The sequence below is a fragment of the Pseudovibrio sp. POLY-S9 genome, assembly GCF_001431305.1.
Lineage (GTDB): Bacteria > Pseudomonadota > Alphaproteobacteria > Rhizobiales > Stappiaceae > Pseudovibrio.
The window spans coordinates 16,626-27,776 of sequence record NZ_LCWX01000214.1; the positions used below are offsets into that span (position 1 = coordinate 16,626).

The following is an 11,151-nucleotide window of genomic DNA, read 5'->3' on the forward strand; positions in this document are numbered from 1 at the left end:
GCATCATGTTCCAAAGGCCGAGGGCGAGGACCAGAGCGACGGCGAATAGAGCAATAGGAACTAGAGTGGCAACAATACCGCTCATCAAAATCTCCAATAATAAAAGTCTCGATTGAGGTGTTGGATTAATTCAGAACCACAATAGAGGCATTCAGGACGGCTGCAAAGCTAACCCAAAGGAGATAGGGCAGATATAGCCATGCTGCAAAGATTTGCGCTCTATAAAATAGCCGGAAAGTGAAAAAACTTAGCGCGAGCAAGATGATAAGGACAACAAGGCCAAGTGTCGGGTTTTGCTGTCCGAAGAATGCCCAGGACCAAATTCCGTTTAAAAACAATACTATAACGAAAGTTAACTGAATGCTGGTTTTCGAAGGTGATTTGGCTGCCTCGTTGGTGCCAGTCTGTTGAAATTCAGTGGCCAGCCAGATGCTGATGCCGAGAAGTGTGTAGAGAACAGACCAAACCGGCGCGAAAATCCAATCAGGTGGATTAAAGGATGGTTTGTTGAGAGATGCATACCATTCAGGGATGGCCGGTGCAGTAACGATGCCGCCGTAAGCTGCTGTTGCATAACACAAAAGTCCCCATCCAACGAGACGACTCCAGACAATTCTGTTCTTTAATTTAGCTTTTGTGGTGTCGCTAAGGGGCACGGAAATTCCTTTTGAAAGGTTTTGCGCAGAATTGCGTTTTTTGCGCATATTCCGCGTTGATTTGCGTTGTTACGTCAGCAAACGAGGTTGTGCTGTATTAGGTGCTCTACACAGCTTGCATTTTTCTAAAATATCACGCTAGATATTTAATAGGTCGTTTTTCTCTCTTCAAAGCTTTTTCCATGACACAACAAGCAGTCCTTGGTGCGCGCGATGTGAATCTTATTCGCGGCGTCTTCTTTCTTCAACCCATCGCGCTTGGCGCCTGGTTTCCACGCATCGCAGAAATTCAGCAAAGACTTCAGGTGAGTGAAGGGGAGTTTGCCCTTGCGCTGGTTGGCATGCCGGTTGGGCTGCTGTTCATGCTGATGTTTGCCGGGCGGCTGACGGAGAAGTTTGGTGCACGCCAGCTTTTGATCGCGGGTCTGTTTGCGTTCATCTGTCTGATGCCATTGCCGACGTATGCCGAATCCATTCTGCAGTTGTTTGTTTATTTGGCAGTTGTTGGCAGCGCATTGGCGTTTGTGGAACTGTGCATGAACGTGATTGCGGATAAGACCGAGCGGAAAAGCGGACAGCTCATTATGTCGGGTTGTCATGGCTTGTGGAGCCTTGGTGTGCTGGTGGGAAGTCTGATCAGCTCGGGCTTTTCCTGGGTTGGTTACGGGCCATCTGAAAGCATTCTCATGGCAAGTGGTATGGCGTTGTTGCCAGCGCTGTTTACCTCCTACAGCCTGACAGAAGGCCGGGAGCCGGATGTCGCTGAGAAGTCTGAAAGTGGTTTCCAAATGCCAAGCGGAGCGCTGATTGCAGTGTGCTTCTTTGCGTTTGGCATCACCATGACAGAGGGTGCGATTGCTGACTGGTCTGCGATTTATGTGACTGATCTGTTTGATCTATCAGCTGGTTACGCGGGTATTGCCTATAGCGCCTTTGCTCTGATGGTGACATTCGGGCGCTTAACCGGAGACTGGTTGCGATCTCGTGTTGACGTTCAGATCGCAGCTGCCGGGATTGTTATCCTTGCTCTCATTGGCGTCGGAATTCTGGTGATTTCGCCAAACTATGCGGTGTCATTGCTTGGTTTTGGTCTGGTTGGGCTGGGTGTTTCTGGTGGCTTTCCGCTGGCTGTTACGGCTGTTGCTGAAAAACCGGGTCGCTCTGCTGCTGTTAATGTGGGCTTGATGACGCAGATTGCTCTCGGCGGTTTCCTCGTCGGTCCTCTCGTCATCGGCTATGCCGCTGATCACCTCGGTATCCAGGGCGGCTTTATGCTGATGTTACCGGCACTTGTGCTGAGTTTGCTGATGAGCCGGTCTCTGATTAAGCGGTGAGGGGAAGTATGAGAGAACTAGAGATTAGTTTTCGGAGCATTCCTGCAACGTTGACATACGGGCTACGTCAGCAAGTGCTCTGGCCAGACTCTCCCATAGAACGGGTCATGGTTCCAGAAGATCACCAAGCCCTTCATATTGGAGCATATGAAGGAGATAACTTGATTGGTGTCGGGTCTTTCTTCTTCGATCTGCCCTCTGTGAGACTGAGAAAACTAGCGGTGTTGCCAGAAAAGCAAGGGTGCGGCATCGGAAGTAATCTCATCCGGTATGCTGCAAACCAGCCTGACCTACAAAAGGCAGACAACATCTGGTGCGACGCAAGAGAAGATGCCGTTGCTTTCTACCAGCGCCTAAGTTTCAAGGTTGAAGGGGATATCTTCGAGAAATTCGGAGTGAATTACCAACGTGCCTGTGCTGAGATTGCCGCAGTTGCGCAGCAACAGCTGGTGATTGAAGAGCTCTTGGATGCTGCACCACCGCTCACTCCTTAAGTGGGGACTACGGGTAAGAACTTGAACCTTATCGGTGCTTTGGTTGGGTCTGATTGCGTGTTGGTTTTGAGCTTCTTCATGAGGGATTTGGCTTTGCCTACGGCTTGTTCCAGCTCTTTGGTATTCAGGTGATCTGCTATGTCTTCTTGTGCTTTTAGCGCAGGTTTGCTGCCGTTCTCTGCTGCGATGTAAAACCAGACATAAGCGCTTTCTATGTCCTGCTGAACTCCGCTGCCTTTGTAAAAGGCAAGACCGATGCGATATTGGGCTTCTACATGGCTTTGCTTTGCGGCGCGGAGAACCCATTTTGCAGCATCAGATTCATTCTTTGCAATGCCTTGGCCTGTGGCATTCATACGTCCAAAATTGAATTGTGCCTCAGCATGATTTTGCGTTGCAGCGAGGTAGTACCAGTTTGCTGCTTCAGTGTTGTTTTGTTCTACACCCACTCCGTCTTCGTAGGCTCTTCCGATACGGTACTGCGCTTCGGCATGACCCTTCTCAGCAGCGAGGCGAACCCATCTTGCAGCTGTGGTTTCGTCCTGCTCTACCCCTTGTCCTGTGGCATAAAGAAACCCAAGGTTATACTGAGCATCCGGGTGGCCTTGTTTAGCAGCGAAATGGTACCAAGCCGAGGCTTCTATCAGGTCTTGCGGTAGGCCTGTACCATTGGCGTACATAACAGCGAGGTTGTACTGCGCATCAGCAACACCTTGTTCAGCAGCGCGGATGTACCACTTCAGAGCTTTACCGTAGTCCTGATCTACGCCCAGTCCGATTTCGTAGATACGTCCGAGATTGAATTGAGCGTTGGCATGCCCTTGCTCTGCAGCCAGACGGAACTTTTCTGCGGCTTTAGGATAGTCCTGTGGTATGCCCTTTCCGTTGGTGAAGGCACGACCCAGATTATAATGGAATCCGGCAAGATGCTGCTCGGCAACCTGATGATATTCCTTTGCAATACCGGCATAGTGCTGCTTTAAGTCTTCGCCAATGTAACGCATGTCTGTGAGGCGGTTTTTTGCGATCGCATTCCCGTTATCGGCTGCAAGGCGATAAAACTTTTCTGCTTCGGCGTAGTCCAGTTTTACACCTAGGCCGACGGTGTAAAGATACCCGAGTTCAAGCTGTGCTTTCGCGTGGTTTTGCTCTGCTGCGAGACGGTAAAGCTTTGCAGCTTCAGCATAGTCCTGCTGAACGCCCTGCCCATTTTGATAAAAGAGTGCGAGAGAGTATTGTGCCGATTTGTCACCCTGATCGGCTGCAACTTCGTACCACTTTGCAGCCTCACTGTAGTCTCGTGGTCTGCCTTGGCCATTGACGTACATTTGGCCAAGTTCTCGTTGTGCTGTCGCATCGCCTTGTTTTGCGGCTTGCATAAGTGATTTTGCAGATTTGTCGTAATCCTGAAGTCGGGCCTGAAGGCCTTTTAGTGCAATCTGCGCTCGGTCATGGTTTTGCTCAGCAGCAAGGCGGAACCACTTTTCGGCTTGTTGATTGTCTTGAGGTACGCCAAGCCCATCCTCATAAAGCACAGCAAGGTTGTATTGAGCTTGGTCATTTCCTTGCCGAGCAGCAAGCCGGTACCATTTTGCTGCTTCCTTGTAGTCTCTTGGTACGCCTAACCCCTTCTCGTACATGTACCCTAGCTTAAGTCTGGCGCCTGAATACCCTTGCTTTATTGAGAGGTGGTACCATTTGATGGCTTCTTTGTAGTCCCTAGGAACACCTCGCCCTTCTTTGTAAAAATAGCCGACATTGGATTGAGCTATTGCATTGCCTTGGTCGGCAGAAAGCCGGTACCATTTGAGCGCTTCCCTATTATCTTTCCGCACTCCCATTCCTCTGGAGTACATATAGCCAAGTTCAAGTTGAGCACCGGCATGATCTTTCTCTGTGGCGAGGCGGTACCATTTTACGGCTTCTTCATAATCCTTCCGCACGCCGTTACCATAATGGTATAATAGCCCTAGGTTATGTTGAGCGCCTGCATGGCCCTGATCAGCGGCCAGACGATACCATTTTGCTGCTTCAGCGTAGTCTTGTGGGACGCCAGTGCCATCTTCGAGATCAATTGCCAGGCTAAACTGTGCCTTTGCATCACCTCGCTTAGCCTTACGCCAAACCTTCATCGCTGCGTTACTATAACGTTTCGGCCCCGCAAGCCCTTGGGCGTAAAAGTAATTAAGTTCGCGTTCTGCTTCCGGATGCCCTTTGTCAGCTGCGAGCAGATACCATTTTTCGGCCTCTTTGAAGCTTTGCGGGACGCCTCGTCCTTTGTGATACAAGTTGGCAAGGCGGTATTGAGCGGCGACGTGACCTTGCTCAGCGGCTAAGCGAAACCATTTTGCAGCCTTGGTATAGTCCTGAGGGGCACCTTGTGCCTCTTCGTAGAGAATTCCAAGTTTGTATTGAGAATGAAAGTCACCTTGCTCAGCGGATGCCGAGATGGTTTTGAAATCCTCGGCGTACACTGGAAGGATTGCTTGGCTGGACAGTGAAATGGCCAGAGCTGCCAGAGCTAACTTCAAATGCCGCAACTGCATATTTTCCCCCGAATCTGCACCGCTTCAAACAATAGCAGAGATTACAATTTTAGGATTGGACAGTCGTAGTTCCGTCTCAAACAACCTTTTTGAAAAGGTGAGAGTCCAAATCGCGATTGCATTTAGCTTTGTACAGGTTAGCTGCAGGACTACAAGATTGGGCTAACTGTTGCGATGATGTTGTTTTTTATTCGCTTGAGGTATGACCAACTGGAAACAGTTTCAAAAAAGACCTGATCTGAACTGTCGAGGTATTGCTGTTGCCGTTCCAGAACAGCGTTTGTTATTGCCTTGTCCTGCAACAGAATGTTGTTTTCGTAGTTTAGGTCAAAGCTTCGCAGATCAAGGTTGGAAGAGCCGATCAAAGTGATCTTGTTATCCATTGTGAGTGTCTTGGCGTGCAATAGACCGCCTTTGAATTCAAAGAGATCACAACCAGCCTCCAGAAGTTTGAAATAGTGGCTGCGACTTGCAGCTGCCACGATCCAGCTGTCGTTGACCTTTGGGAAAATCAAGGTGACTTTCACGCCTCGATAAGCCGCTGCGCGCAAGGCTTCCAGAACAGTTTCATCGGGTACAAAGTAGGGCGTCGATAGTGTGAGTTCGAAGCGGGCGGTTGCAATAAGGCAGGCAAAGAGCTGAGGTGTTGCTCCTTTGCGTTCCGTTGGGCCATCGCCCATCACCTGTGCCGGGAACCCTTCTTGTGCCGGTTCTGACTTCAATTCAAAGTCATTTAGCTTTTCGCCTGTTGCTTGTATCCAATCGCTTATGAACAGAAGCTGGTTTTGCGTCACAATGGGCCCGGTCAGGCGTAGCATAATGTCGACCCAGGGAGCGTATTTTGCTTTGACCAGAAATTCCGGATCAGCTGAGTTTCTACTGCCGCAGTAAGTGACTTTTCCGTCGATAATCGTGATTTTACGGTGGTTGCGCAGGTCCAGTCTGCTGGTCAGGAGCGTTCGCACTGGTTTGTCCAGCGGCAGGGCGACAGCCAGTTGAACGCCTGCCTCCTTCATCTTCTCCCACAGTTGTGATTTTATGAGCTGGTGTGAGCCGAGACCATCTGCCATCGCGCGGCATACGACCCCGCGCTGGGTTGCTCTGATCAAAGCGTTGGCGAGTGCTGTGCCTGTGTGGTCATTTAGCCAAATGTAATAGAGAACATGCACATAATCCTGCGCGGTATCGATGTCTGCTATCAAGCTGTCGCGGGTCGCTGTGGCATCTTCCATGAGTGTGGCGTTGTTTCCAGCAACTGGGTAAAAGCCGTTTATTGAACCAGCATAATGGAAGCTGTTGCGGTATTCCGGGTTGATCAGCTGATCGACATCAGCTGGCGTGCCCATGAATTGCTTAGCGTTTTCATGGATCTCATCAAAAATCTCTTTGTGACGCTTGTCTGCGCGATGGCCAAGATCCGTTTCTCCAAAGAGGAAATAAATGGCAATGCCGACATAGGGAAGTACGTTCAAAACGATGAACCAAGCGAGGCGAACCGGTGGTGACAAATCATCTCGCAGCAGAATTCGGATTGTAAACGTCAAAACTAATAGAACATGGAAAACTAGTATGAAGGTCATTTGAACTCGGCTGCGTTGAAATTTAATCCTATGATTGATCGTTGGCGAACGTGTTGGTTAGGTTCACTTCATATCGGGGTTTAGCCAACCCGTATTATTCTCAGTGCCTTCAGGCAGGTCCTCATATTTCCCAAGGCGGATATATGCAATTTCCCGAAAGAGCTTAATTGTTGGGCGGAGACCGAATAAAATTGACCCAACCAGAAACAGCCATGTTCCCAAATAGGTGGTTGCCTCTTTAAAAAAGAGAATGCTGCCAACGACGAACAAGGCTGCTGCAGAGAAATCAACAGCAGTATAGGCGAGTTCGCAATACGCATAAATTTGCTTATGTCGTTCGCTCATTGTGCAGTTATCAGGATGAAATAGTGCCATGGGGTCACTCTTTTGCTGGGGGCATAAATCCAGAGTGCGCGCAATACGGGGCACTGGGAGTTTGCTTTGAAGAAAACCGAGGGGTCTCGTTCTCTTACTCTTCCGACTTTGCAGACCTTCTCAGGATCATATCGATCATTGAGGTTGGCAGGATGCGTCGCAGAGTGCCCATGATGTGGGTTGGAACGGTTACGTAATAACGTGCCTTAGCCTTGGGGGCTTCAATGGCGTGGGTGAGTTTTTGGACGACTGCGTCAGGTGGGAGTTTGAATTTTGTGGTGCCGCCTTTGGCGAGCATGGAGAGGCGGCGGTTGTAGCTTTCGCGGAAGTGGGAGGCGTTCTTGGTATCCTCTCCGATCTCCTCGTAAAACATTTTGACAGCTGTTTTGGAGAACTCAGATTGAATCGGACCCGGTTCGATTAAGCTAACCTGTATGCCTGAGCCATGCAGTTCCAGCCGCAGGGTGTCGGTGTAGCCTTCTAATGCAAACTTGGTGGCGTTGTAGGCGCCGCGATAATCCATGGCGACGAGGCCAAGGATTGAGGAGCATTGCACGATACGGCCATGGCCCTGTTTACGCATGGTCGGAATGACAAGGCGGGTCAGCTCGTGCCAGCCGAAGAAGTTGGTTTCGAACTGACGGCGCAAGGCATCGGTGGGAAGATCTTCAATGGCGCCGGGAAGGCCATAGGCGCCGTTGTTGAAGAGTGCATCAAGGCGTCCGCCTGTGATTGCCAGAACTGACTCAACGGCGGCCTGAATAGATTCGGTTTGGCAATAATCCAGATGGAAGGCGTCAAAGCCTTCCGAGCGCAGGCGTTCTGCATCCTCTGGCTTGCGACAGGTGGGAAAGACCTGCCATCCTCTCTCTCTCAAAATGTGTGCAGCAGAGTAACCAATGCCGGTTGAACATCCGGTGATGAGGATGGAGCGTTTGTCTTTCACACGTGTACCTGATTTGACCTACAGCGGATTGCCGAGGAGGAGTTTTGGGGAAGGGCCGGCCAGGCCAGCTGCTTCGCCGATGAAGTGTTTTTTCAGGAACGGCATACGCTCAACAAGGCCGAGGCCGAGGTCGCGGACGGCGCGGACTGGGTCGATGTTGTTGGAGAACAGGCGGTTCAGCACATCGGTGGTCATGCCCATCTGCCATGTGTCGAAGCGGCGCCAGCTCTGGTAGCGTTCCAGAATGTGTGCTGCGCCGATGTCGAGACCAAGACGATGCGCGTCTACAAGCACTTCTGAGAGAGCTGCAACGTCTTTGAAGCCGAAGTTGAGGCCTTGTCCAGCGATTGGGTGGATGCCGTGGGCGGCATCGCCTGCCAGCGCAAAACGGTTGGAGACGAAAGAGCGTGCCAGCACGAGGTTCAGAGGAAACGCAGCGCGGGGTCCGTCCAGTTTGAGCTCGCCCAGATGGTGACCGAAGCGGCGTTCCAGTTCGATTTCAAAGGTGAACTCATCGCCATTGACCAAGCGGTTGGCTTCTGCCATCTTTTCAGTCCAGACGATGGAGGAGCGGTTGCCTTTCAGTGGCAGTATCGCGAACGGACCGGAGGGCAGGAAGTGCTCTTCTGCGCGGCCATTGTGTGGGCGTTCATGTGCGATTGTGGTGACAATGCCGCTTTGATTGTAGCTCCAGCGATTGCATTGGATGCCTGCGAGATCGCGGAGTTTGGAGCGCACGCCATCAGCTGCCACGATCAAGCGTGACTGGATGGTTTTGCCGCTGCCGAGTGTGATGTTGACGTGGGCTGGCTCTACTGCAAAGTCTTTGACACTGTCGGGCGCGAAGATGTGAACGCCTGCATCTGTGGCTGCATCATGCAATGCGCCGACCATATGATTGTTCTGAACCATGTGGGCAAATGGTTCGCCGTCATCAACATCGCCTGCAAATGTCAGGAAGATTGGGCGCACGCTGTCGTGCAGCTTGCTGTCTGTGACGATCATTTCGGTGATAGGCTGGGATTCATCTTCAAGCTTGTACCAGATGCCGAGTTGATCGAGCATGCGCACGGCGCCTGCCGCGATGGCCGAGGAACGCGGATCGTTCTCGATGGCTGAGCGTGGGCGCAGGTCTACAAGCGCGATTTTCATGGAAGGTTCTGACTGCTTCAAAGCAAGCGCGAGCGATAGGCCAACATACCCGCCGCCGCCAATGGTGACGTCATAAAGGTCTTCGGTGGCGGTCTGTTTCTTGCTCATAGAACTCTTCCCTGTAATCGCTCGGTTAGCCCAATTAACCGTTGACACTACCGATATAGCGCCACACTACTCACATGCAATCGAAATCACTACAAAAATAGGTTTGTCTGTAATGACGAAGGCTGTTGAAAATCTGCTGGACCTTTTGGATCTGGAGAAATTAGAGGAAAATCTGTTTCGTGGCACAAGCCCACAAAGCGGGTGGCAGCGTGTTTTTGGTGGACAGGTGATTGGTCAGGCTCTTGTTGCTGCCTCCCGAACGGTTGGCGCAGAACGTCAGGTCAATTCGCTGCATGGGTATTTTCTGCGTCCGGGCGATCCGAAGGTGCCAATCATCTATGAGGTTGACCGTATTCGTGATGGTGGCAGCTTTACAACACGGCGTGTTGTAGCGATCCAGCATGGTCATGCAATCTTCTCTATGTCCGCCTCTTATCAGCGCGTTGAAAGCGGGATGGAACATCAGATTGAGATGCCGGATGTGCCGATGCCGGAAGACCTGATGCCGATCTCTGAAATCTCCGATGAGCTGATCTCAAAGGCACCAGAACCGGTGCAGAAGTACTGGAAGCGGGAGCGTCCGATTGAGTTGCGTCCATTGGATTTGGGGCAATATTTCTCTCGCAAGAAGCAAGAGCCGGTGCAACATGTGTGGGTACGGGCGGCTTCAAGGCTGCCGGATGATCCGCGTATTCACCAGTGCGTGCTGGCTTATGCCTCTGACATGACGCTTTTGGATACGGCGCTATTCCCGCATGGCATCAACGTGTTTGTGCCAAATCTGCAGGTGGCAAGTCTGGACCACGCCATGTGGTTCCACAGCGATTTCCGCTTTGATGAGTGGTTGCTTTACACGCAGGACAGCCCGCGTTCAGCGGGTGGCCGTGGTTTCAGTCGTGGCAGCCTTTACACGCGGGATGGTGTGTTGGTGGCTTCCGCTGTTCAGGAAGGCCTGATGCGGATGAGGGAGCGTCCTGTGCCGGGTAAGGGGTAAGATCAAAGATATTGCTTGGTGCAAGAGCTATACTTTGTCTGTAGCAATCTGTTTGTTTCTTTGATTTTTAAGATGACGGGGTGTGAGCATGTTTAAGCCCAATAGCGTTATTCTCTATGTCGAAGACGTGGAGAAAAGCACCAAGTTTTATACTGATGTTCTGCAAAGCAGTCCGATTGAGCGTTTTCAGGAATTTTCGCTGTTTTCTCTGGGAGACGACGTCACACTTGGCTTGCAGTCTGCGCAGGGGATTGACCCGAAACCTCAACCGTCCTTTGGCGGCTTTGAACTGTCACTGAGTGATGTGAGCCGGGAAGAGGTTGATCAGGTTTACAGTCTCTGGAAAGAGAAGGGCATTCCGATCGTTCTGGAGCCCACTGATCTGGATTTTGGCTACACGTTTGTTGCCACAGATCCTGATGGGCATCGGTTGCGGGTGTGCGCGACAGATACGACCAATGTGAGCTAGAGCACGCTGTGCCGGTTTCTCTAATATCTGTAGCTGTTTAGGGTTTCCCTGGCTTTGTATTGGCGTGCCAAGTCCGCTGTTTGGGTCGTTACAACACGGCGTCCGACGGGCCAAAAGGAAATTGCTGCGAGTTTGAAGGACTGAAGGCCAAAGGGAATGCCTATGATTGTCAGGCAGGTGAGAATGCCGGATATCACATAGCCTAGGAACAGCGAGAGGCCAAACGGCAGCCATAGGATGTTGAAGATGAAACCCAGGACCCCTGTTAAGACGGTGGTTGGCGTTGCACCTTTGTTATCCAGATCTCTTATGTGCACAATGTCCTTGCCAAAGGGCCATGCCGATAATTTGGCCATTTCCCAGGCTGCTCGTGTGTAAGGGAGGCCAATGATTGTGAGTGCGAACAGGAGGCCGTACACAAGCCACATCAGGGCCAGGTACCAGCCTCCAAGGACAAACCAGATTACATTTCCAGCGTAGCGCATAATAAATATCTC

The 11,151-nt window shown here is 51.2% G+C and carries 11 protein-coding genes; 4 read left to right on the forward strand and 7 right to left on the reverse strand.

Features of this window, described 5'->3' with window-relative positions; all coding sequences use genetic code 11:
• Positions 1 to 125: 125 nt before the first annotated feature.
• Positions 126 to 704 carry a TspO/MBR family protein gene (locus tag PPL9_RS21440; protein WP_208989531.1) on the reverse strand — a complete coding sequence of 193 codons (579 nt, stop codon included), beginning with the start codon at positions 702 to 704 and terminating at the stop codon, positions 126 to 128.
• Between the two features lie 134 nt (positions 705 to 838).
• Between PPL9_RS21440 and PPL9_RS21445 the strand changes: the two genes are divergently transcribed.
• Together PPL9_RS21445 and PPL9_RS21450 are read left to right on the forward strand one after the other, a co-directional pair.
• Positions 839 to 1,990, forward strand: coding sequence for an MFS transporter (locus PPL9_RS21445; protein WP_057464635.1), 1,152 nt, complete (start codon positions 839 to 841; stop codon positions 1,988 to 1,990).
• A gap of 8 nt (positions 1,991 to 1,998) precedes the next feature.
• Entirely contained in the window at positions 1,999 to 2,484 is a 486-nt protein-coding gene (locus PPL9_RS21450; protein WP_057464636.1) for a GNAT family N-acetyltransferase, read from the forward strand.
• On the opposite strand, the gene PPL9_RS21455 is transcribed toward PPL9_RS21450, so the two are convergent.
• The 5 genes from PPL9_RS21455 to PPL9_RS21475 form a co-directional block, all read right to left on the reverse strand.
• Positions 2,481 to 5,030, reverse strand: a complete 2,550-nt coding sequence (locus PPL9_RS21455) for an SEL1-like repeat protein (RefSeq protein WP_057464637.1) — start codon at positions 5,028 to 5,030, stop codon at positions 2,481 to 2,483. The genes PPL9_RS21450 and PPL9_RS21455 overlap by 4 nt on opposite strands.
• 149 nt (positions 5,031 to 5,179) lie before the next feature.
• The gene (cls, locus tag PPL9_RS21460; RefSeq protein WP_057464638.1) at positions 5,180 to 6,610 is read right to left on the reverse strand and encodes a cardiolipin synthase; all 1,431 of its coding nucleotides are present in this window, start codon (positions 6,608 to 6,610) and stop codon (positions 5,180 to 5,182) included.
• Between the two features lie 63 nt (positions 6,611 to 6,673).
• Positions 6,674 to 6,985: a YrhK family protein gene (locus tag PPL9_RS21465; protein WP_057464639.1), complete on the reverse strand. Its 312-nt coding sequence runs from the start codon at positions 6,983 to 6,985 to the stop codon at positions 6,674 to 6,676.
• A 94-nt stretch (positions 6,986 to 7,079) separates the two neighbouring features.
• Positions 7,080 to 7,931 (reverse strand): SDR family oxidoreductase, encoded by an 852-nt coding sequence (locus PPL9_RS21470; RefSeq protein WP_082597028.1) that lies wholly within the window; start codon positions 7,929 to 7,931, stop codon positions 7,080 to 7,082.
• A gap of 18 nt (positions 7,932 to 7,949) precedes the next feature.
• On the reverse strand, positions 7,950 to 9,191 hold the full coding sequence (locus PPL9_RS21475; RefSeq protein WP_057464640.1) for a ubiquinone biosynthesis hydroxylase: 1,242 nt from the start codon (positions 9,189 to 9,191) through the stop codon (positions 7,950 to 7,952).
• Positions 9,192 to 9,303: 112 nt separating this feature from the next.
• Here PPL9_RS21475 and tesB point away from each other — a divergent pair, with 112 nt between their 5' ends.
• Positions 9,304 to 10,185, forward strand: coding sequence for an acyl-CoA thioesterase II (gene tesB / locus PPL9_RS21480; RefSeq protein WP_057464641.1), 882 nt, complete (start codon positions 9,304 to 9,306; stop codon positions 10,183 to 10,185).
• A gap of 88 nt (positions 10,186 to 10,273) precedes the next feature.
• Entirely contained in the window at positions 10,274 to 10,654 is a 381-nt protein-coding gene (locus tag PPL9_RS21485) for a VOC family protein (RefSeq protein WP_057464642.1), read from the forward strand.
• 20 nt (positions 10,655 to 10,674) lie between these two features.
• On the opposite strand, the gene PPL9_RS21490 is transcribed toward PPL9_RS21485, so the two are convergent.
• Positions 10,675 to 11,151, reverse strand: a 477-nt coding sequence (locus tag PPL9_RS21490; protein ID WP_348271979.1) for a YccF family protein, incomplete at its 5' end; no start/stop codon positions are given.